This window comes from Nocardia sp. NPDC059154 (assembly GCF_042755705.1).
In the GTDB taxonomy this organism is placed as follows: Bacteria; Actinomycetota; Actinomycetes; order Mycobacteriales; family Mycobacteriaceae; genus Nocardia.
The window spans coordinates 52,901-73,762 of record NZ_JBHZCS010000051.1; the positions used below are offsets into that span (position 1 = coordinate 52,901).

19 protein-coding genes are annotated in these 20,862 nt (G+C 67.8%); 13 read left to right on the forward strand and 6 right to left on the reverse strand.

The features are described from left to right. Positions 1-2: 2 nt before the first annotated feature. Positions 3-593: a DUF4126 domain-containing protein gene (locus tag ACFXN1_RS34900; protein WP_379463768.1), complete on the reverse strand. Its 591-nt coding sequence runs from the start codon at positions 591-593 to the stop codon at positions 3-5. 122 nt (positions 594-715) lie between these two features. Between ACFXN1_RS34900 and ACFXN1_RS34905 the strand changes: the two genes are divergently transcribed. Beyond that, positions 716-1,189: a hypothetical protein gene (locus tag ACFXN1_RS34905; protein ID WP_379439476.1), complete on the forward strand. Its 474-nt coding sequence runs from the start codon at positions 716-718 to the stop codon at positions 1,187-1,189. 199 nt (positions 1,190-1,388) lie between these two features. On the opposite strand, the gene rsmA is transcribed toward ACFXN1_RS34905, so the two are convergent. After that, the gene (gene rsmA, locus ACFXN1_RS34910) at positions 1,389-2,294 is read right to left on the reverse strand and encodes a 16S rRNA (adenine(1518)-N(6)/adenine(1519)-N(6))-dimethyltransferase RsmA (RefSeq protein ID WP_379439477.1); all 906 of its coding nucleotides are present in this window, start codon (positions 2,292-2,294) and stop codon (positions 1,389-1,391) included. 221 nt (positions 2,295-2,515) lie between these two features. Here rsmA and ACFXN1_RS34915 point away from each other — a divergent pair, with 221 nt between their 5' ends. Continuing rightward, entirely contained in the window at positions 2,516-4,024 is a 1,509-nt protein-coding gene (locus tag ACFXN1_RS34915; protein ID WP_379439479.1) for an alpha/beta fold hydrolase, read from the forward strand. 56 nt (positions 4,025-4,080) lie between these two features. On the opposite strand, the gene ACFXN1_RS34920 is transcribed toward ACFXN1_RS34915, so the two are convergent. Then, positions 4,081-5,241: an alpha/beta fold hydrolase gene (locus ACFXN1_RS34920; RefSeq protein WP_379439480.1), complete on the reverse strand. Its 1,161-nt coding sequence runs from the start codon at positions 5,239-5,241 to the stop codon at positions 4,081-4,083. Between the two features lie 158 nt (positions 5,242-5,399). Between ACFXN1_RS34920 and ACFXN1_RS34925 the strand changes: the two genes are divergently transcribed. The 4 genes from ACFXN1_RS34925 (at position 5,400) to ACFXN1_RS34940 (ending at position 9,430) form a co-directional block, all read left to right on the forward strand. Further along, a complete protein-coding gene (locus tag ACFXN1_RS34925) occupies positions 5,400-6,167 on the forward strand; it encodes an SDR family NAD(P)-dependent oxidoreductase (protein WP_379387432.1) in 768 nt (255 codons plus the stop codon). Between the two features lie 126 nt (positions 6,168-6,293). Next, positions 6,294-7,568 carry a serine hydrolase domain-containing protein gene (locus tag ACFXN1_RS34930; protein ID WP_379439482.1) on the forward strand — a complete coding sequence of 425 codons (1,275 nt, stop codon included), beginning with the start codon at positions 6,294-6,296 and terminating at the stop codon, positions 7,566-7,568. After that, positions 7,550-9,169, forward strand: coding sequence for an FAD-dependent monooxygenase (locus tag ACFXN1_RS34935; protein ID WP_379439483.1), 1,620 nt, complete (start codon positions 7,550-7,552; stop codon positions 9,167-9,169). Before ACFXN1_RS34930 ends, ACFXN1_RS34935 begins: the two co-directional genes overlap by 19 nt. A gap of 120 nt (positions 9,170-9,289) precedes the next feature. Next, the gene (locus ACFXN1_RS34940) at positions 9,290-9,430 is read left to right on the forward strand and encodes a hypothetical protein (protein WP_379439485.1); all 141 of its coding nucleotides are present in this window, start codon (positions 9,290-9,292) and stop codon (positions 9,428-9,430) included. On the opposite strand, the gene ACFXN1_RS34945 is transcribed toward ACFXN1_RS34940, so the two are convergent. Next, positions 9,427-10,554, reverse strand: a complete 1,128-nt coding sequence (locus tag ACFXN1_RS34945) for a transglycosylase family protein (protein ID WP_379439487.1) — start codon at positions 10,552-10,554, stop codon at positions 9,427-9,429. The genes ACFXN1_RS34940 and ACFXN1_RS34945 overlap by 4 nt on opposite strands. 325 nt (positions 10,555-10,879) lie before the next feature. Continuing rightward, entirely contained in the window at positions 10,880-11,707 is an 828-nt protein-coding gene (locus ACFXN1_RS34950; RefSeq protein ID WP_379387428.1) for a TatD family hydrolase, read from the reverse strand. A gap of 88 nt (positions 11,708-11,795) precedes the next feature. Here ACFXN1_RS34950 and metG point away from each other — a divergent pair, with 88 nt between their 5' ends. Next, positions 11,796-13,352: a methionine--tRNA ligase gene (metG, locus tag ACFXN1_RS34955; RefSeq protein WP_379439488.1), complete on the forward strand. Its 1,557-nt coding sequence runs from the start codon at positions 11,796-11,798 to the stop codon at positions 13,350-13,352. 266 nt (positions 13,353-13,618) lie between these two features. Here the strand turns inward: metG and ACFXN1_RS34960 are convergent, their stop codons facing one another. After that, positions 13,619-14,425: a helix-turn-helix domain-containing protein gene (locus tag ACFXN1_RS34960; RefSeq protein WP_379439490.1), complete on the reverse strand. Its 807-nt coding sequence runs from the start codon at positions 14,423-14,425 to the stop codon at positions 13,619-13,621. Positions 14,426-14,726: 301 nt separating this feature from the next. On the opposite strand from ACFXN1_RS34960, the gene ACFXN1_RS34965 reads away from it, so the two are divergent. The 6 genes from ACFXN1_RS34965 to ACFXN1_RS34990 all read left to right on the forward strand — a co-directional run. Further along, positions 14,727-15,416 carry a TetR/AcrR family transcriptional regulator gene (locus ACFXN1_RS34965; protein ID WP_379439491.1) on the forward strand — a complete coding sequence of 230 codons (690 nt, stop codon included), beginning with the start codon at positions 14,727-14,729 and terminating at the stop codon, positions 15,414-15,416. A 417-nt stretch (positions 15,417-15,833) separates the two neighbouring features. Continuing rightward, on the forward strand, positions 15,834-16,886 hold the full coding sequence (locus tag ACFXN1_RS34970) for a 3-oxoacyl-ACP synthase III family protein (protein ID WP_379439493.1): 1,053 nt from the start codon (positions 15,834-15,836) through the stop codon (positions 16,884-16,886). Between the two features lie 9 nt (positions 16,887-16,895). After that, positions 16,896-17,807, forward strand: a complete 912-nt coding sequence (locus tag ACFXN1_RS34975; RefSeq protein WP_379439494.1) for a hypothetical protein — start codon at positions 16,896-16,898, stop codon at positions 17,805-17,807. Continuing rightward, on the forward strand, positions 17,804-19,624 hold the full coding sequence (locus tag ACFXN1_RS34980; RefSeq protein ID WP_379439496.1) for a fatty acid CoA ligase family protein: 1,821 nt from the start codon (positions 17,804-17,806) through the stop codon (positions 19,622-19,624). Before ACFXN1_RS34975 ends, ACFXN1_RS34980 begins: the two co-directional genes overlap by 4 nt. Continuing rightward, complete coding sequence (locus ACFXN1_RS34985) at positions 19,621-19,890, forward strand: hypothetical protein (protein ID WP_379397493.1); 270 nt, start codon at positions 19,621-19,623, stop codon at positions 19,888-19,890. Before ACFXN1_RS34980 ends, ACFXN1_RS34985 begins: the two co-directional genes overlap by 4 nt. A gap of 88 nt (positions 19,891-19,978) precedes the next feature. Further along, on the forward strand, positions 19,979-20,862 hold an 884-nt coding region (locus ACFXN1_RS34990; protein WP_379463769.1), incomplete at its 3' end, for an NAD-dependent epimerase/dehydratase family protein.

Sequence of the window (20,862 nt, forward strand, 5' to 3'; positions counted from 1 at the left end):
ACCTACCCTTCCCCCCCCCCCCTCCTGCCGCGCAGCCGTCGAACCGCCCGGAATGCCAACCGGCCCAGCCCGATCAGCACGATCAGCAGCACGATGAAGGCGACCACGGGGACTACCAGCGCCAGAATCGTGAGAGCCAGTGAGACTCCGTCCTCGGCGGTGGAAACCACTGGATTCCCCACGCCCGCAGTCGTTCCCGTGACCAACGGTCGCGCCACCGTCCGACCGGCATGCACGCTGCCCGCGGTGACGGCGCCCAGGACCGCGGCGACCGCGGGCGGCAGATGCGAGGACAGACTGGTCTCGGCCGTGAACAGGATCGCCCCCGACACCGGAGCCACGAGCGTCCCGATGCCGTGCAGCACCGAATCCAAGGCCGGGATCTTGTCCCCCACGAGATCGAGCACCAACAGCACCGCGATACCGATCAACGCGGGAGTCGACGACAACCACCCGTACGAGCTCCCCAGATCGATCCACCCGACCCGATCCGCGACCCCCACCACCAGCAGCGGCAGCCAAGCATTCAATCCCGCCGCCCCCGAGAGCCCGAAGGCCCCGAGAACCGCCCCTACAGCCGACGTGATCTCCATGCCCCCAGTGTGAGCGCCGAAGCCCCGGACAGTCGGATGCCGCGGTCGACGAGTAGCGTGGGGTGGCGGTTTGCCGACCAGTTGCCTTATCCCCGCGGTATGCGTGAGGAAGGACGAGAGTCATGAAGCGAGGCGCACTGAAGATCGCGGCAGTACCGATCCTCCCGATGTTGGCGTTCTTGGTACCGGCCGGTCCAGCAACTGCGGACCCCGTGAATTTCGATTCGGCTCAGGTCACCGGCTCCACGCCGGGGTGCTCGGGCACGGCCGATGCCCAGCTGTCGGCCAACCAGGGTCAAACGGGCGATAACTTCGTCGACAGCTCGGCCACGGTGACGGTGAACTTCACCCCCGACACCAATACCCTCGACTCGTTGCTGGCAGCGCCCGGAAGCTGCGAAATCTCCACCACTGTCACCATGCAGAACCTGGACAACGGCACGAGCAGGACCGAGACGAAAACCACCGAGTACGACAGCCATTACGGCTGGCACGCCGCCTTCTTCACCCTCGAAGGCTCGGGCCAGGTTTCCGCCCAGGTGAGCACGAACCCCAGCCCATCCCAGCTGACCATCGACGTCCCCGCAGCGATCTGATCACGACCCAGCACACCCGGACAGACCGGGTGCCATAACGGCGCACTGCCGGCAAACCGCGAAGCATCCCGCACGTCGATCTTCCGCGTGACCGCGTCGACCCCTCCGGCCGGCGCGGTCACACCTGGACATGTGACGAAAATGCGCTCGACCGCGCCGACGGACGAGGGCGTCCATGCCGCTCCGGTGACCTGGTCCCCTACTGATCACCCGAGTCTTCGGCGCAATCCTGCTGGGCGAGGCGGACGTAGGCGGCGGTGTCGAGGGTTTCACCGCGGGCGGTGGGCGCGATTCCGGCTGCGGTGAGGCGCTTTTCGGCTTCGGCGGCGGAACCGGCCCAGCCGGCGAGGGCGGCGCGGAGGGTCTTGCGGCGCTGGGCGAAGGCGGCGTCGATGACGGCGTAGACGCGCCGCCGGAAGGATTCGTCCTGGGGCCAGGGGGATTCGGGGAAGCGGTCGATGCGCACCAGTCCCGATTCGACCTGGGGTACGGGCCAGAAGATCTGGCGGCCAACGGTTCCGGCGCGGCGGACCGTCCCGAAGAAGCCCGCCTTGACGCTGGGCACGCCGTAGATGCGGCCACCGGGGGTGGCGGCGAGGCGGTCGGCCACTTCCAGCTGCACCATGACGAGAGTGGTTCGGATGCTGGGGAATTCGGCCAGCAGGTGCAGCAGCACCGGCACGGCCACGTTGTAGGGGAGGTTGGCCACCAGCGCGGTCGGCGCAGCGGGCAGGTCGGCGTGGGTGACCTTCATGGCGTCCATGGGGACGACGGTCAGCCGATCGGCGAGCTCGGGGGCGCGGGCGGCGGCGGTCTGCGGCAGGTGGGCCGCGAGGGTCGGGTCGATCTCGACGGCGATGACCCGGTCGACCACGTCGAGCAGCGCCAGGGTCAGCGAGCCCAGGCCGGGACCGACCTCGAGCACGGTGTCGTCGCGGTGGACGCCCGCGGTGGCGACGATGCGGCGCATGGTGTTGGCGTCGTGGACGAAATTCTGCCCGAGCTGCTTGGTCGGGCGGACGCCGAAACGCTCGGCCAGCTCACGCACTTCGGCGGGCCCCAGCAGGGCGGCTTTTCCACGACCGGCGACTTCGGGTTCGGACATTCTGGAAAACCTATCAAGCTGGGTAAATCACCCGGCACCCGGTCACACCGCGAGTGCGATGGCGCGCGGAGTCTAACACCGAAGTTAGCTATGCATTTGCCAACTCACTCGTGCGGGCGTGGCGGCCGCGCGCGCCGGACCAAATCCGCCATGTCGCACGGTCTTTCACCAGGTATCCGAGTAGCGTCGCCCCTTGGGAACACAACCGTGAAGGAGAGTGCATGCCCGCTCGGCGGATTCGACGGCTCGTCCTGGGCGCGACGCTGCTGACCGCAGCGGTCACGCTGCCCGCGGGACCGGCGAATGCGGACACGGCCCCGGGACTGGACCGCTTCTCCCACCAGACACTGGAGTGGAAGCCGTGCGACAACGCAGCCCTCGACGCCGCCGGCGCGCGGTGCGCGGGCGTCCTGGTACCGCTCGACTACAACAATCCGGACGGTCGCACGCTCACCGTCGCGATCTCCCGCATCGCCGCCACCGACCCGGCGCGCCGCCGCGGCATCCTGGTCACCAATCCGGGCGGTCCGGGCGGCGCCGGCCTGGCGATGACGGTCAACACCCAGAAGGCCATGACCGCGGACGTCCGCGCGCAGTACGACCTGATCGGCATGGACCCGCGCGGCGTCGGCCGCTCCGACGCCGTCAATTGCACGATTCCGGTGCCCACCATGCTCTTCTCCGCGGGATTCGACGTGTTCGGCTATGCCCGCGACACCGCCGTGGCCGCGGCGCTGGCCACCGCGTGCGTGGGCACCGACCCGGAGAAGGCCCGCAAGATCACGACACGCAACACCGCGCGCGACATGGACCTCATCCGAAGCCTGCTCGGCGAGAAGAAGCTCAACTACTTCGGCGCGTCCTACGGCACCTACCTGGGCGCGGTCTACACCCAGATGTTCGGCGACCACGCCGACCGCATGGTCTTCGACAGTGCCGTCGACCCGGACCGCTACTACGTCGGGCTCTACCAGGACATGGGCGCGATCAACGAGTACGCCCTCGACGACTGGGCGAAATGGGCGGCCCGCCACGACGATCAGTACCACTTCGGCAGCACCCCGGAGGCGGTGCGCGCCTGGGTCGAGGACCTCATCCGGCGGTCCGCGGGTCACGAGATCTACGGCAGCGGCTACCTGGTCGACGAGCACACCATTCCCATGATGCTGCTGGCGCTGCTGCCGAACCCGCAGCTGAACCCCAACCTCGCCGAAGTGCTCACCATGGTGGCGTCGGGCGTGGCGGGCGGCCCCATCGACATGGACGCGCTGAAGGCCAAGATCGTCTCCGTGGCGCCGCTCGACGCCGCCGGCATGGCCGCCATCATGTGCGGTGACAAGGCCGCGCCGCGCGATCCCGCCTGGTACTACGGCAATGTCGAGGCCGCGCGGCCGACGCAGCCGGTGTTCGGGGCATTCGCCAACAACATCACCGCCTGCGCCTTCTGGCCGGATCCGGTGGAACCGCCCACCGAGATCCACAATGCGACCCCGGTGCTGATCGTGGCCAATGTCCACGACACCCGCACCGCATACTCGGAAGGGCTTGCGCTGCACGCGGATCTGACCGGATCACGCCTGGTGACGCTGGCGGACACCAGGATTCACGGCGCGTTCCGGCCGGATCTGAGCCCGTGCCTGAACAACATCGTGAACACCTACTTCGCCACCGGTGTCCGCCCGGACCAGGACGTCACCTGCGAACCCGATTTCGGGTGGTTCCCGCAGTAAGCCGTTGGGGGCCCGGGGGTTTCACCCCGAGCCCCGAAGGAATCATGCGCCCATCGTCACGGCACGGTGGGCGTGGCCAGGATCCGATCGCTGAACGCGCCGATGGCATTCCACATCTGCGGGTTCAACTGGGTGTGGGTCCCGGTGCCGATCACCGTCTGGAAGTCCGCGCCGGCGGCCGCGAGCTGCGCGGCCAGCGCCGCGTGCAGCGGGGACGGCACGGTGGTGTCATTGGTGTTGAGCAGCAGCAGGATCGGCGCGTTGTAGCCGTTGACCGGCACCGCCATGTACTCGCTCATGGCGGCCTGGAATTCCGGGGTGTCGAGTGGCCGCGACAGCATGTCGCCGATGCCCATGCCGTCGACCACCTTCATGATGTCCGCGAAGCACAGGCTCTCCGAGGCGTCCACGGCCTGCTTGCCGCGCGGGGTCAGGTAGCTGTCGACATCAACCTCGGGGTGGGTGGCACGCAGCCCGGCCAGCATGCTGACCACGAAACCGTTGACCGCGGTCCCGGCCTGACCGGGGATCTCCGGCGCCCAGGGGCCGACGAACGGGGCGATCTTCTCCAGATCCGATTCCGGGTCGACCGCGATGGTGCCGCGGAAGTCGAGGTCGGGGGTCTGCGACACCTGCAGGTGCGCGGTGCCCAGCGCCGCCTGACCGCCCTGCGAGAAGCCGGTCACCGCCCAGGTGCGCGAGAGCTCCGGATTCGTGGCGCGGGCCGCCTTGACCAGGTCGATGGTGGCACCGGCCTCGGTGCTGATCTCCAAGTACGGGTGCGGGCCGGTGTCGAAGCGGCCCAGGCCCAGGTAGTCCGGCGCGACCACGGCGAAGCCCTTGTTCACGAAGTACTGCAGCACCTGGTCTTCCTTGGCCCGGCTCACCTTCGAGGTGTCGGTCTGCCCGCCGCAGCCCGGTCCCATGCCGGAGGTCCCGTGGTCGTAGGCCATGATCGGCCAGCCGCCCGCGGGCGCGGGACCGGACGGAACGAACAGCGCGCCACTGGCTTTCACCGGTTCGCCATTGGAGCGGGTGGTCCAGTAGTCGATGATGGTGCCGTTCGGCAGGCCGCGGAAGCCGTCCGGTAGCGCGGTGGTGGCGAAGGCGGTGCCGGCCGTTTCGGCGTGGGCCGCGGTTGCCGGCAGGACCAGCAGCGTGCCCGCCGACGCTATGGCCGCGGTGAAAATCCGTGTACGCCAACCAACCGACCGCATGAATCCTCCATCAGTCCCGACCCGATGACCATTCCTGTTCGGGGCCCGAGTTTATCGATTTGAACGGAGGACCAGTATGAGAAGACTCTGGCAACCAGCTACGCCCGGTTCGGCGCCGGCCCATTGACGCGCCTTGAAACTTGTTCTAATTTCTCGCCATGTCGCGCAGATACGAAGGCCGCCGAGTACTTGTCACCGGAGCGGGATCGGGCATCGGACAGGGCGTGGCCCTGCGACTGCTCGAAGAGGGAGCCCACCTGGTCGCCGCCGATGTGAACGAGGCCGGACTGGCCGCCACCGTCGACGCCGTCCCCGCCGATCAGCGCGAGCGCCTGCGCACCCTCACCCTCGACATCTCCGACCCGGCGGCGGTCCGCGCCGTCACCGCCGAGGCCCTCGAATTCCTCGGCGGCCTGGACGTTCTGGTGAACGCCGCGGGCATCCTGCGCGCCGCGCACACCCACGACATGCCCCTCGAGGACTGGAACAGGGTCATCTCGGTCAACCTGACCGGCACCTTCCTCATGATCCAGGCCGCGCTGCCCGCGCTCATCGAATCCGGGCACGGCGTGATCGTGAACTTCTCTTCCACCTCGGCCTTCGGGTCCAATCCCTATATGGCCGCGTACTCCGCGTCGAAGGCGGGCGTCAACGCGCTCACCCACTCCATCGCGCTGGAATACGTGAAAAAGGGCCTGCGCGCGGTCAATATCGTGCCCGGCGGCATCAGCACCGGCATCACCTCCGGCCTGGAACTGCCCGCCGACGCCGACTGGACGCTCATGGCGCGGCTGCCCGGGTGGATCGAGGGCGGTGCGCTCGGCAAGCCCGAGGACATCGCGGGTGTCGTCGCCATGGCCGCCTCCGATGACGGCCGCTACATGACCGGCACCGAGCTCCGCGTCGACGGTGGCGCACTGATGTAGCGACACCGCCCATTTCCATTCGCGACCGGTTGGTACGGAGTTAGGCTGACAAACGCTTCAGCAGCTTCATAACCACGTTCCAGCGGACCCGGACGGAGAGTTATGGGATACCGGCGGAGTTTCGGCGTGCTCATCGCAGCCGTGGCGTTGACGGTCGCGGCAGGATGCGGGTCGTCGAACGATACGGGGTCCAAGGAGCCCGGATACGCCGCGACGTTGCGGCCCATCATCACCGAACTGATGAAGGACAACGCCATTCCGGGAGCGGTGGTGGTGGTCAAGTCGCCCCAGGACGGCGACTGGACCGCCACCTTCGGGACCGGGACCATCGGCAAGGACGATCCGATGACGGTGGACGACCACTTCCGGATCGGCAGCAATACCAAGACCATGACGGTGACGGTCCTCATGCAGCTCGCCCAGGAGGGCAAGCTCTCCCTCGACGATCCGATCGGCAAGTACTGGCCGGGCGTGCCGAACGGGGACCGCATCACCCTCGCCCAGCTCGCCGAAATGCGCAGCGGCCTCTACAACTACACCTTCGACTACGACTTCAGCGCTGCGATCGACAAGGATCCGCAGAAGGTGTGGACCCCGGAGGAATTGCTGGCCATCGCGTTCGCGCACCCGGTCGATTTCCAGCCGGGCGAGAAGTTCGAGTACTGCAACACCAACACCATCCTGCTGGGGCTGGTCATCGAGAAGGTCACGAATATGCCTGTGGCCGACAACTTCCGGCAGCGCATCTTCGAACCGCTCGGGTTGAAGCACACGTCGTTCCCCGCGCCGCCGGACTCCTCGATGCCGGATCCGCATCCGCAGGGCTACGCCTTCGGCACCATGGTCTCCACCATCGACACCTTCGCACTGCCACCGGATCAGCAGGCCGCGGCGCTGGCGGGCACGCTGAAACCGGGCAACCAGACGACCTCGAGCCCGTCGTGGACCTGGACCGCGGGTGCGGCGATCTCGACGGTCGACGATATGACCACGTATACGAAGGCGCTCGTCGACGGCAAACTGCTCGACGCCAAGTTCCAGAAGATGCGGATGGACAGTATCCAGCCGATCGATCCGGCGAATCCGGCCATGGCCGGGTACGGCCTGGGCCTCGTGCGATTCGGTGAGCATCAGTTCGGGCACGACGGCCAGATCCCGGGCTACATGACCTACATGGCGTCGGACCCGGACTCCGGCCTCACCATCGTGGTCGCCACCAACCTGGCGGCCGTCCCCTCCGGCGAAGGGTCGGCGCTGGTACTGGTGAAGGGCATGCTGCCCACCTTCTACGGCGCCGGCGCGGTGCCCGGACACGATCCGGCACAACGTAATTCGGCCACGAACAACCCCGCGGCGTCCGTATCACCGACAGGTTCGACCCCATGGACGACACCGCGGTAATCGTCGCCGGCGCCGGACCTGTCGGCCTGACCGCGGCGATCGAACTGCGCCGCCGCGGCGTGCCGTGCCGGATAGTCGACCCGCTGCTGAAACCGCCGCAGTACGCGAAAGCCGTTGGCATCCAACCGCGTGCGCTGGAAGTGTTCGAGCAGATGGGGGTGCTGCGCCGGATCCTGGACGCGGCGATCCAACTGCACGGGCAGCTGGCCTTCGTCAATGGCGAGCCGGGCCCGCGCATCGAGCTGACGCTGCCGCCGGACGTGCCGTTCGGATTCGTCGGCCTGCCGCAGTACGAGACCGAGCGAATTCTGCGGGACCGGCTCGCCGCGCTGGGCGGCGCCGTCGAACGCGGTACGCGGGTCGCGGCTTTCGAGCAGGACGCCGACGGGGTCACCGTGACACTCGCGAGCGAAAATGGTGAGAAGACCACGCGGGCAAGCTATCTCGTCGGCTGCGACGGCGCGCACAGCACGATCCGCAAGGCGCTGGGTCTCTCCTTCGAGGGCGCGGCCTTCACCGAGCACTACATGCTCGGGGACGTGGAACTGAGCTGGTCGATGCCGCGCGGCTACAACATCCGCGCGAGCCACCAGACCGACGGCGTCACCGATGATCTGCTGGTCTGTATCCCGCTCCCCGGCCGGCACCGGTACCGGATCTCCATGCTCCTCCCCGACGGCCGGACACATGACCAGGAGACCGGCGACGACGGCGTCGAGCACGGCTTCACCACCGGGTGGACTCCCGACCTGCCCGATCTGCAAGCGGTCGTCGACCGCCTCGCCCCCGAACCGGCGCAGGTGTCGAACCTGCGCTGGTCCTCGGTCTTCCGGATCAGCCACCGCATTGTCGATTCCTACAGCCGCGGAAGGGTTTTCGTGGCGGGCGACGCCGCCCATATCCACCCGCCCACCGGCGCCCAGGGCATGAACACCGGCATCCAGGACGCCCACAATCTGGCCTGGAAACTGGCTCTGGCGCTCACCGGCGACGCCTCCCCCACCCTGCTCGACTCCTATGACACCGAACGCCGCCCGGTGGGCGAGGAGGTCGTCGGCCGCACGGTCCGCAGCGCCCGCGAGGGCATCGGGGCGGACTCCACCGACCCCGGCTACGTCCTGCGCCGGGAGGCCCAGCTGCTCATCGACTACGCCGGCAGCCCGATCGTCGCGCCGTCTCCGCCCGGCGAGCCCGCCCCGTCGGCGGGCGCTCGCGCCCCCGACGCCCGTGGCCTGACCCGCGACGCCGTCGCCTTCGACTTCCGGCTGCTGCCCCTCATCGACGGCACCGCTCACACCCTGCTGCTCTACGCGGACGACACCACCACCGATCACGACCTGCGCGACCTGGAGCAGCTGGCTGTGACCGCGACCGCCACGGCCCACGGCCACCTGGACGCCTACCTGATCGCCGCGCCCCGGGCCGGCGCGGCCGCGACCAGCCTCCCGCTGATCCGTGACACCGCAGGCGAATTCGCCCAGGCCTACCGCGCGGGCCACGGATCGGCCTTCGTCATCCGTCCCGACGGCTATCTGGGCTTCGCCCGCCGCACGGCCACCACCCCCGACCTCGTCGACTACCTCGAATCCACTTTCCGGTGATCCTGCGCGTTCGCGTCGAGCGCCGATCGCCCGGGCAGCCGATATTTCCGTTCGGTAACAACAGGACTCGCGTTGCCGACATGCCCGGTGGCAGTAACCACTACGCAAGGGAGATGCGACATGGGTTCCGCAGACCTGATGAGCTGGCTGGCCGAGGGCTACCTCAACGGTGATCCGATCCGCTACCCGCTCTATATCGGGTTGATGTTCCTCAGCATGCCGTTCCAGCTGCTGTCCACGCTGTCGGGACAGCCCTTCTAACCGATGCCGAGCCGCGAGGTACAGGCCGGCCACGCGCCCCAACCCTGGCGGGCGCGCGTCACTTCGGCGATGGCGATCTGTTCCTCGCGGGTCGCGAGGTCGGCGCGCGGGGCGTAGCGGGTGCCGCCCTGGCGTTCCCAGGTGTTCTGGTCGAACTGGATGCCGCCGAAGAAGCCGTTGCCCGTATTGATGGCCCAGTTGCCGCCGGATTCGCATTTGGCCAGGGCATCCCAGGTGGTGCCGTTCTGCACGTCCGGGACCTCGGTGCCGGGCTTGGCGCCCTTGCGCACGGTCTTGGGCTGCGCGGGCACGATCACGGTGGACTTGATCGGATCCTTGCCCGCCTCATGGCCGTTCACGATGGAGACCGCGAAAGTCACGTCCTGCGTACCGGGTACGCCCGGATTCTCGACGATCGTGCGGCTCATATTGAGCGTCTGATCCTCGATGATGTTCTCCGGCGGATCCAGCGGCACCCGCTCGGTGCGGTTCTCCACGATCTTGCGGGTGACGGTGATCTTCATGCCGTCGGTGAGCGGGGTGCTCGCGACCGGTTCCACGGAGTCCTGATCGACCAGTGGGCGGCCCTGCGCCTGGAGCAATTCCCCGATGGTCGGGGCGGCGAGCCGGACCAGCGACGCGGGCGCGCCGTTGTCACTGAGTTCGACCGTGCGCGGATTGGTGATGAGCAGTTGCGCGCCCTCGAGCGGCAGCGGGGTCGGGCGCGCGGGCGAGGTGAAGACGTCGCCGGGCAGGTTCAGCTTGGTGACCGCCTCGGCCACGGTGAGCGCGGTGGTCCATGCCTTGGAGGGCGTGCCGTCGACGATCAGCGAGACCTCACGGGCCCGGTTCAGCGTGATGGTGGATCCGTCGCTGATATGCGCTCCGGCGGAAGGGGATACGTCATCACGGTTGGTAATCGCGTACCCGGCGTCCTTGAGCGCGCCGCGGACATCCCCGCGCATGGTGGATTCGGCGAACTGCTTGCCATCGATGACGAAGGTGATCTGCTTCTTGCTCATGATGGCAACGCCGGCGCCGAAGATGAGCGTGACGAGCATCGCCGCGATAGCCCCGTACAGCATCGGGGAACGCGACGAGTTGATCTTCGTCAATGCGTGCATCGGAAATCCCGGCATGGTCACAGTACGATAACGAGGGGGTCCGGGATTGACAACCACTCCTGACGGAACTGCGGGGACGAAAATTACGACCCGATATCGAACCGCAGGTAAATCAAGATCGCGCTAGATCATAGTGAGCTGCGACACATATGGCGACCCAAAGCCCGGTGTCCGATCCCCGACAGTGACAACTGATTTCGCAGCGCTGAGGGCAACTCGCCGGGTACGCCCGAAATAGGTTCGCCACCCGACCGCCGGCACGCGTGCGGTACCCGCGACGGCACCCGAGCCGGGCGCTGAAGTCCCGGAGAGGCGGAACAGTAGCTCAGATTCCGTAGACCCGGCGGGCATTGGCGGTGGTGATCTTGGCCAGCTGCACCGGATCCTGTTCGCGCAGTTCGGCCAGCGCGCGCAGCGTGTACGGCAGCATGTACGACTCGTTCTGCGCACCCCGGAACGGATGCGGAGTCAGGAACGGCGCGTCCGTTTCGACCAGAATCAGTTCGTCCGGAACGAGTTTCGCGGCCTCGCGCAATTCGTGCGCATTCTTGAAACTGACCGTGCCCGAGAAACTGAGCACATAGCCCTCCTCGACACAGGCCATCGCCATGTTCGCGTCGGAGGAGAAGCAGTGGAAGATCACGGTTTCCGGCGCGCCCTCGTCCAGCAGCACCGCCAGCAGGTCGTGATCGGCCTCCCGGTTGTGGATCATGAGCGGCTTGCCCAGCCGCTTGGCCAGGTCGATGTGCCAGCGGAAGCCCTCGACCTGATCCTCGATCTCGGCGCAGCCGTCCAGCTTGCCGGGCCAGTAGTAGTCCAGGCCGGTCTCCCCCACCGCGACCACCCGCGGATCGGCGGCCAGCTGCTCGAGCTCGGCCTTGGCGGCGTCGTCGAGGTGGTTGGCGCGGGTCGGGTGCAGCGCGACCGCGGCGTGGACCCGGTCGTCCCAGTGCGCGGCGCGGACCGCGAAGCGCGCGGCCTCGAGGTCGTCGGCGACCGTCACCAGCTCCCGCACACCCGCCGCACGAGCCCGCTCCACCAGGGCCGCAACCGATTCCGGATCGGTGGCCCCGCAGGCATCGATGTGGGTGTGCGCGTCGATGAGCGGCGACAGCGGCTCGGGCGGCTCGGGCGCAGGTCGGCGACTGGTCATGCCCATCCCCCGAAAGAAGGACGGGCGGCACCTGCCATGGGGATATTCACGCGAGCGACGTAGGACACGCAGATAGAGTAGACACACCATGAGCGCATCCGATCGCCCCGCCTTTTACGTCACCACGGCCATCGCGTACCCGAACGGCGCACCGCACATCGGGCACGCCTACGAGTACATCTCGTCCGATGCCCTGGCCCGCTTCAAACGGCTGGACGGCTTCGATGTGTTCTACATGACCGGCACCGACGAGCACGGCCAGAAGGTGCAGCAGGCCGCCAAGGCCGCCGGTCTCGCGGAGCAGGAGTACGCCTCGCGCAACTCCGACGTCTTCGAGAACATGGACAAGGCGCTCGACATCTCCTTCGACCGCTTCATCCGCACCACCGACGAGGACCACCTGGCCGCGTCGGTCGCGATCTGGGAGCGCATGGTCGAGGCCGGGGACATCTACCTCGACACCTACGCCGGCTGGTACTCGGTGCGCGACGAGGCGTTCTACACCGAGGAGGAGACCACCCTCCTCGAGGACGGCACCCGCATCTCCACCGACACCAAGACCCCGGTGGAGTGGACCGAGGAGTCGAACTACTTCTTCCGCCTGTCCAACTATCAGGACAAGCTGCTCGAACTGTACGAGACCCGGCCGGAATTCATCGCGCCCGCGACCCGGCGCAACGAGATCGTCTCGTATGTGAAGGCGGGCCTGAAGGATCTGTCCATCTCCCGCACCACCTTCGACTGGGGTGTGCCGGTGCCGGGTCACCCCGAGCACGTCATGTACGTCTGGGTGGACGCGCTCACCAACTACCTGACCGGCGCGGGCTTCCCCGACACCGATTCGGCGTCGTTCCAGCGGTATTGGCCCGCGGACCTGCACATCATCGGCAAGGACATCTCGCGGTTCCACACCGTGTACTGGCCCGCCTTCCTGATGAGCGCCGGAATCGCGCTCCCGAAGCGGGTTTTCGTGCACGGCTTCGTCAACTACAAGGGCGAGAAGATGTCCAAGTCGGTCGGCAATGTGGTCGATCCCATGGACCTGGTCGACACCTTCGGCCTGGACGCTGTGCGCTTCTTCCTGCTGCGTGAGATCTCCTACGGCCAGGACGGCTCCTACAGCCACGAGGCCATCGTCGGCCGCATCAATGCCGATCTGGCCAACGAGTACGGCAATCTGGCCCAGCGCTGCCTGAAGATGGTGGCCCGCGACTTCGGCGGCGTCGTCCCGACCCCGGGCGAGTTCACCGAGGACGACAAGGCCCTGCTGGAGCGCGCGGGCGACCTGCTGGAGAAGGTCCGGGCCGAGTTCGACCAGCAGCAGATCCATCTGGGTCTGGAGCAGCTGTGGCTCACCCTCGGTGAGACCAACCGCTACTTCTCCGCCCAGGCGCCCTGGACCCTGGCCAAGGCCGGCACCCCGGAGGACACCGCCCGCGAGGGCACCATCCTCTACGTGACCATGGAGGTGCTGCGCATCGTCTCGATCCTGGTCCAGCCGGTGATCCCCGGCTCGGCCGGGAAGATCCTGGACCTGCTCGGCGTCACCGACCGCAACTTCGCGGACCTCGCCACCCCGCTCCGCCCGGGCACCGCCCTGCCGGAACCGGCCGTGGTCTTCCCGAAGTACGTCGAACCGAAGTAAGAACCGGTGCCGCCCGCCGCCCTCCGGCGGGCGGGCACCGAGTCACACCCGCCGACCGCGGGTGGAGATTCCCCTCCGAACTCCACCATCGCCGGAACGGGAATGCGCGCCGAACATGCCGCTGCCCGATCCGCGGAATCGGATCGGGCAGCGGCTGATCTCGCCGTTCCAGCATCCGGTCCGCTTACCGCACTGGTCAATCTGGGGCAGTAGCACGATTTGGGGCACCCGCGCTGACCAGCGGGCCCGGATCAGCCGGAGCCCGGTCAGCGGACCGCGCACGGGTCGATGGTGGCGGTCCCGGGCGACCGCGGCGTGAGCATGAACAGCTGGTAGGAGCAGTTCTGCGGGTGAAAGGCGTTGTAGGAACGCATGGTCAGGCTCATGATCTCGCCGGTGGCCGGGTTGCGGACCTGCACGAGCGAGTCATTGAACAGGTCCTCTTCCATCGGGGTGTTCCACATGCGCGCGAATTCCGGGTTGACGCTGCAGGTTTCGATGATCTGAGCCAGGCGCTCGGGGGCGACCACGCCGGGCGAGAGGACGCGCAGGCCGAAAACCAGGCGGTGCACGATGGTGTCCCAGTTGACCAGCAACTCGCGAGCTTCCGGGATGGTCAGGAACTGCTCGATGACATTGACCGGGCGGTCGGCGTCGGGCGCCGCGGGGGCCAACCACGGAAACGCCCCGCTGGCGGCCCGATTGGCCGCGAGCACCTCGTATTCGGGGAAGCGGTGGAAATACGCCGGATAGGGCAGGGCCTCGAGATGGTCGAGGTCCTCTTGGCGCAGCCGGGGCGGCCAGGTGCCGCGCGCGAAGGTGGACACCCTGGGCAGGGCCAGCGAGACCACTTTCTCGAGCATCCACATCGGTACGTCCATGGCGGCACACCAGTCCTCGAGGCGGTCCGCCGAGACCGCGCGCTCCCCGCTCTCCAGCTTCCGGTAGAGCGAGACGCTGACGAACATCCGCCGAGCGGTCTCCTCCTGCGTGAGGCCCTGATTCTCCCGGCGGTGCCGCAGGTACATTCCGAGCAGCGGCTGCTCCGGAATCGGTGTGAGCGCGTCGAGCATCTGTCCGCCTATCCATACAGCAATCCTTCAGCTGAATATCTACCGAAGTAGCCGGTGAGGATCCAGTTTTCCGGTCCAGCCAGCGTACGGACCGCGGCACCCGACAGCGACCCCGGACCTGGGCAGAGATCCACGCGGATGGCGAAGGCCGATCCGCCGATGCAACGATGTGCATATGCGGCCCAACGACACGAGGAATGAAACTGAGGTCACCCGACCGCAATCCCGGGACGCCACCGATCCGGGCACCCACCGATAATGACCATCTGAAGCGAACGCGGTTCAGTGAGAGAGGGAATGGATGCGCGACAGGCAGGTCCACATGACGGCTCGCGCACCACAGGGGACGTTGCAGCGCACCAACTTCGACCAACGGCACCGTGCCGCCCGGGACGCCGTCCTCACCTCGCAGCGCGGCCGGCTGCTCGAGGCCATGGTGGAATGCGTCGAGGCCAGGGGCTACCACGCCACCACACTCACCGATATCGTGGCGCGCGCCCGGGTCTCGCGCAGCACGTTCTACGAGCACTTCAGCAATAAGGAGCACTGCTTCATCGAGGCGGTGCGCACCGCCTCCGACATCATCGCGACCCGCATCGCCGACGAGCTGGCCCAGCTGCCCACCGACGCCGGCGCGTACGAGCGCATCGAGTCCATCGTGGTCACCTTCTGCGAAACCGTGGCCTCCGAACCGGATTTCGCGCGGCTGATGCTGGTCGAGGCGTTCAAGGTGGATCAGGAGTCGGTGGCGCTGCGGGATCTGTCGGTGGATCGGTTCGCGGATCTGTACCGGGTCTTCTACGCCCAGGCGCGCGCGACCGATCCGAGCCTGCCGGTCATCGCCGACGAGCTGTTCGCGCTGATTCCGGATGCCATCGGCGAACGCACCCGCCGGGTCATCGTGGCCGAGGGGGCGCACCGGGTGCCCGAATTGGCGCCGCTGTTCGTAGAATTCGTGGTCGCGGTACTGGGCCTGCCCGCACGGGCCTGAATCGCTACGCCCCGTCGCGAAATCCACTGTCGCTCAGACAGTTTTCGAGTCGGGGGCACCAGAGCGCGCGGGTGTGACGTGGCCGGGTGAACTCACTCACAGCGAGAAGCTCGGTTCGTCATCCTCGGGCCATACCGATGACACATAACGGAGGATTGCCAGGCGGTGACCACAGCGCCCAGCTTTCGGTGAACCCCCACTTCAGCCAGGCTGCGGGCGGCCAGGCTGGGTGCGGAAGTTTTGCGGCACCGCACGTAACACTAAGCGTACGTTCACGTTTCGTCTCAGACAGCCACACGGAACGCTTCAGTTCCCCAAGCTAGTTACTCTCGGGTAGCCTCAGTTCATCCGAGCTTGACGAACACACATTTCACTCTCTTCCACGAGGTTTGAGCCTCCCAGTTTCAGGAGTCCCCTGTGCCGCAATCTCGATTCGAGTCCATCGGCGCCTATCTGCCCGAGAAGCGTGTTACCACAGCCGAACTGCTCTCACAATTGAAGGAGGTCCCGGAGTTCGATCTCGAACGAATCACGGGCGTCAAGGAACGCCGTTTCCGCGACACCCGCCCGGAGACGCTCGAGGACTCCTTCGCCCTGGCCATGAAGGCCGTCGAGGACTGTCTGTCCAGGTCATCCTATGCCGCAGGCGATCTCGACATCATCATCTCGACCTCCATCACGCGCAGTAAGGAGGGCACCAAGATGTACATGGAGCCGTCCTTCGCCGGTGCCATCGGCCGCGCCATCGGCGCTCGCGAGGATGTCATCGCCTTCGATCTCTCGAATGCCTGCGCGGGCATGATGAGTGGCGTCTACATTCTCGATCGAATGATTCGCAGTGGCGCGGTGAAACGCGGCATCGTGGTCAGCGGCGAGGCCATTACGCCTATTGCGGAAACGGCCGTGAACGAGATTTCCAGTAAATACGATCTGCAATTCGCATCGCTGACCGTCGGCGATTCCGGTGCGGCCGTGGTGCTCGACGAGGCCGTAGACGACAACGACAAGATCCACTACATCGAGCTCACCACCGCCTCGGAGTTCTCGCACCTGTGCCTGGGCATGCCCAGCGACAAGTCCAATGGCGTGGCGCTCTACACCGACAACCGGAAGATGCACAACGAGGCGCGGTTCCTGCTGTGGACCGACACCCAGCGCAACTTCATGGAGGCGAGCGGGATCACCTTCGCCGACGAGGGTTTCGACTACATCATCCACCACCAGTTCGGCGCGGCCGCGATTCCGTTCATGAACGCGATCGCCGAGCGCGAGTTCGGCCACCCCATGCCGCCGGACCTGAATGTCATCGAGAAGTACGGAAACACCTCCAGCACTTCGCATTTCATCGTGCTGCACGATCAGCTCAGCCAGCAGAACCTGGCGGCCGGGTCGAAGATCCTGATGATTCCGGCGGCCTCCGGCGTCGTCGGCGGCTTCCTGTCCACCACCATCTCGTCGCTGAAGGTCTGAGGTACTGCCATGGGTGTGCGCATCAAGTCCACCGGAATCAGCCGGGACACCGACACTTTCAGCATCGTCGAACTCAGCGGCCGGGCCGCGCGGCGGGCCATGGAGAGCGCGGGCATCGAGCCCGGGCAGGTCGGGGTCATGATCAACGCGGGCATCTTCCGCGACAGCAATACCGTCGAGCCGGCCGTGTCGGCCCTGATCCAGAAGGCCGCGGGCATCGGGCTCGACTACGTGAAGGAGGACCCGCGGTCGTTCTCCTTCGACCTCATGAACGCCGGCACCGGCGTGCTCAATGCCGTGCAGGTGGCGCAGGCGGTGCTGGCCACCGGCAGCGCCGAGCACGTGCTGGTGGTGTCGGGTGACACCCACCCGTCGCTGACGCGCTCCGCCGCCGACGACGAATTCCCCTACGCCACCGCGGGTGCGGCGCTGCTGCTGGAGCAGACCGGCGAGCCCGAGGGCTTCGGCCGGGTGCACACCCGTGCCGCCGCGGGCGCTCCGGGCCTGGAGTCCTACGTGGACACCGAGACCATGGGCGATCGCGGCCGCGGCATCATGACGGTCGAGCGCGAACCCGACTACCTGGACCGGCTGCTGGCCACCGCCGCCGAGGCCGCGCGCGCCGCGCTGTCGGACAGCGCGGTCGACGAGACCACCACGGCGCTCATCGCCGCCACCCCGAGCGCCGACTTCCCGGCCCGGCTGGCCGCCGAACTCGGCATCGCCGCGAACGCGGTGTTCACCCCGGACCTGACCGACGGTGACCCGCACACGGCCGCGCTCACCCTGGCGTATCACGCGGCCGCCCAGGCAGATTCGCTGGCCGGCTACCGCGATGTGCTGTTCGTGGCGGCCGGTGCGGGCCCCTCTGCCGCCGCGGTCGTCTACCGGCTCCCGGCCCTCGCCGGAGCCGCGGCGTGACCACCGCGACCTATTGGCAGGCCATCGACCGCTTCCGAGCGGTGGTGGCCGCCGATCCGGACCGTGAGGCGGTGATCTACCCCGCGGGGAAGACCGCCTCCGGCCTCCCGGACTACCGCCACCTCACCTACCGTGAGCTCGACGAGTGGTCCGACACCATCGGCCTGCACCTGGCCGCGGCGGGTGTGGGCCGCGGCACCCGCACCATCGTGCTGGTGCTGCCCAGCCCGGAGCTGTACGCGATCATGCTGGGGCTGTTGAAGATCGGTGCCATCCCGGTGGTCATCGATCCGGGCATGGGCCTGCGCAAGATGCTCAACTGCCTGCGCGCCGCGAATGCCGAGGCGTTCATCGGCATTCCGCAGGCGCACGCGGCACGAGTGCTGTTCGGCAAATACTTCCGGAACGTGCGGGTGACTCTCACCGTCGGCCCGCGGTGGTTCTGGAGCGGGCCGACCCTGCGCAGCTGGGGCGCGCCGGTGACCGCGGGCCGGCTCGGCGACCGGTTCCGCGCCGACGGCGCGGCCGGTCCGGTCGGCGCGAAAGTCGCGGCGCGACTGGAGGAACTGCTGGCCGCCCGCGCCGAGCGACGGACCGCCGGCGAGCACCGGGCCCCGTTCGACGCCTTCACCCTGCGCGAGCGGGTGCCGGCGCCGGCGGACGAGGTGCTGCTCATCGCCTACACCACCGGCAGCACCGGGCCCGCCAAGGCCGTGGAGATGACGCACGGCAATCTCAGCGCCATGGTCGAGCAGGTGCACGCCGCGCGCGGCCGGGTGGAACCGGGCACCTCGCTGATCACGCTGCCGCTGGTGGGCATTCTCGACATGCTGCTCGGATCACGGTGCGTACTACCGCCGCTGGTGCCGAGCAAGGTCGGCTCCACCGATCCGGCGCACGTGGTGGACGCCCTCAACCGGTTCGGCGTGAAGACCATGTTCGCCTCCCCGGCCGTGCTGATTCCGCTGCTGCGGCACCTGGAGACGCACAAGACGCCGGTGCCGACGCTGCACAGCATCTATTCCGGCGGCGCGCCCGTCCCGGACTGGTGCATCGCCGGGCTGCGGCAGGTGCTGGCCGAGGACGCCGAGGTGTACGCCGGGTACGGCTCCACCGAGGCGCTGCCCATGTCCACCATCGAATCCCGGGAACTGCTGGGCGGTCTGGCGGAGCGCGCGCACCTGGGCGACGGCACCTGTGTCGGGCGGCCCGCCGAGGGTGTGCGGGCCCGGCTGGTCGCCATCACCGACGATCCCATCCCGACCTGGGCGCAGGCCGAGGCCCGCGAATCCGAGCTGGTCGCCACCCGCGGCATCGGCGAGCTGGTGGTGTCGGGACCGAACGTGAGCACCCGCTACTACTGGCCGGAGTCGGCGAATCTGGCGGGCAAGATCCACGAGGACGACACGGTGTGGCATCGCACCGGCGACCTGGCCTGGATCGACGGCGAGGGCCGGATCTGGTTCTGCGGCCGCAAGAGTCAGCGCGTGCACACCGCCGCCGGACCCATGTTCTCCGTGCAGGTGGAGCAGGTCTTCAACATACTGCCCGGGGTGGTCCGCACCGCACTGGTCGGCGTGGGCACCCGCGGCGCGCAGCTGCCGGTGCTCTGCGTGGAGGCCGCGCCCGGCACGGACACCGCGGCGCTGACGGCGCAGTTGCGGCAGCGGGCCGACGAATTCGATGTCACCGCACCGGTTTCCACGTTCCTGTTCCATCCGAAGTTCCCGGTCGATATCCGACACAATGCCAAGATCGGCCGCGAACAACTCGCGGTCTGGGCGGCGGAGCAGCTCGGAAGGGACGACGGACGATGAAGGTGACTGTGCTGCGGGCGATTCCGGTACTGGGATGGCTCTACCTGGCTCTCGGGCTGCTGCTGGCGGCGGGCGATCGCGCCCCCGCCAGCCGGCTGCTGCGGGCGGTGTTCTGGATCGACGCCTTCCTCAGCATCGTGGTGCACGCGGCCCAGATCCCGGCCGCGCTGAAGGCGACCGCGGGCACCGAGCACTCGCCGGTCAAGACGGCGGCCATGACCCAGATCTTCGGAATCACCTGGTGGAAGACACAGGAGGCCGCATGAACGGGTCAGGCGCGGAGGAGCCGCTCCACCACCCAGCGCTTGCCTGCGTAAGCACGCAGCGCCCCCGATCATGCGGAGAGGATAGAGCGTGAAGGCACTGGTAACCGGGGCATCCGGGTTCCTGGGCGGGGCGATCGTGCGCCGCCTCCTCCGGGACGGCGGCTTCGAGGTGGCCATCCTGGCCCGGCCCACCAGCAATCTGCGTGACCTGTACGAGGTCATCGACGAGATCGAGATCGTCACCGGCGATCTCACCGATCAGGTGTCGCTCGAACGCGCCACCAAGGGCGTGGACGTGGTGTTCCACAGCGCGGCGCGGGTCGACGACCGCGGCACCCGGGCGCAGTTCGTGGCCGAGAACGTCACGGCCACCGAGAATCTGCTGCGCGCCGCCAAGCGCAATGGGGCCTCGCGGTTCGTGTTCATCTCCAGCCCCAGCGCGCTCATGGACCGCGACGGCGGCGATCAGGTGGACATCGACGAATCGGTGCCGTACCCGAGCCGCTACCTGAACGTGTACTCGGAGACCAAGGCCGCGGCCGAACGCGCCGTATTGGCTTCCAACACCGCCGAATTCACGGCCTGCGCGCTGCGGCCCCGCGCCATCTGGGGCGCCGGCGACCGGTCCGGGCCGATCGTGCGGCTGCTCGGGCGGGCGGCCGCTGGCACGCTGCCGGACCTGTCCTACGGCAAGCAGGTGATGGCCTCGCTGTGCCATGTGGAGAACATCGCGGAGGCGGCCGTCCTGGCGGCCCGCTCCGAGCAGGTCGGCGGCAAGGCGTATTTCATCGCCGACGCCGAGCAGACCGACGTGTGGGGCTTCCTCGGCGAGGTGGCCACCGGCCTCGGCTATCCGAAGCCGACCCGGCAGCCGAATCCGCGGGTGCTCACCGCCGCGGTGGCCGCCATCGAAACCGTCTGGCGCCTGCCGTTCGTCGCCACCCGGTGGTCGCCGCCGCTGACGCGGTACGT

Coding starts and splice junctions, on each gene's coding strand:
- ACFXN1_RS34935 (WP_379439483.1), top strand. CDS start 7,550: ATGGACGACACCGCGGTAATCGTCGCCGGCGCCGGACCTGTCGGCCTG.
- rsmA (WP_379439477.1), bottom strand. CDS start 2,294: ATGTCCGAACCCGAAGTCGCCGGTCGTGGAAAAGCCGCCCTGCTGGGG.
- ACFXN1_RS34945 (WP_379439487.1), bottom strand. CDS start 10,554: ATGCACGCATTGACGAAGATCAACTCGTCGCGTTCCCCGATGCTGTAC.
- metG (WP_379439488.1), top strand. CDS start 11,796: ATGAGCGCATCCGATCGCCCCGCCTTTTACGTCACCACGGCCATCGCG.
- ACFXN1_RS34915 (WP_379439479.1), top strand. CDS start 2,516: ATGCCCGCTCGGCGGATTCGACGGCTCGTCCTGGGCGCGACGCTGCTG.
- ACFXN1_RS34950 (WP_379387428.1), bottom strand. CDS start 11,707: ATGACCAGTCGCCGACCTGCGCCCGAGCCGCCCGAGCCGCTGTCGCCG.
- ACFXN1_RS34985 (WP_379397493.1), top strand. CDS start 19,621: ATGAAGGTGACTGTGCTGCGGGCGATTCCGGTACTGGGATGGCTCTAC.
- ACFXN1_RS34920 (WP_379439480.1), bottom strand. CDS start 5,241: ATGCGGTCGGTTGGTTGGCGTACACGGATTTTCACCGCGGCCATAGCG.
- ACFXN1_RS34975 (WP_379439494.1), top strand. CDS start 16,896: ATGGGTGTGCGCATCAAGTCCACCGGAATCAGCCGGGACACCGACACT.
- ACFXN1_RS34960 (WP_379439490.1), bottom strand. CDS start 14,425: ATGCTCGACGCGCTCACACCGATTCCGGAGCAGCCGCTGCTCGGAATG.
- ACFXN1_RS34965 (WP_379439491.1), top strand. CDS start 14,727: ATGCGCGACAGGCAGGTCCACATGACGGCTCGCGCACCACAGGGGACG.
- ACFXN1_RS34900 (WP_379463768.1), bottom strand. CDS start 593: ATGGAGATCACGTCGGCTGTAGGGGCGGTTCTCGGGGCCTTCGGGCTC.
- ACFXN1_RS34905 (WP_379439476.1), top strand. CDS start 716: ATGAAGCGAGGCGCACTGAAGATCGCGGCAGTACCGATCCTCCCGATG.
- ACFXN1_RS34925 (WP_379387432.1), top strand. CDS start 5,400: ATGTCGCGCAGATACGAAGGCCGCCGAGTACTTGTCACCGGAGCGGGA.
- ACFXN1_RS34940 (WP_379439485.1), top strand. CDS start 9,290: ATGGGTTCCGCAGACCTGATGAGCTGGCTGGCCGAGGGCTACCTCAAC.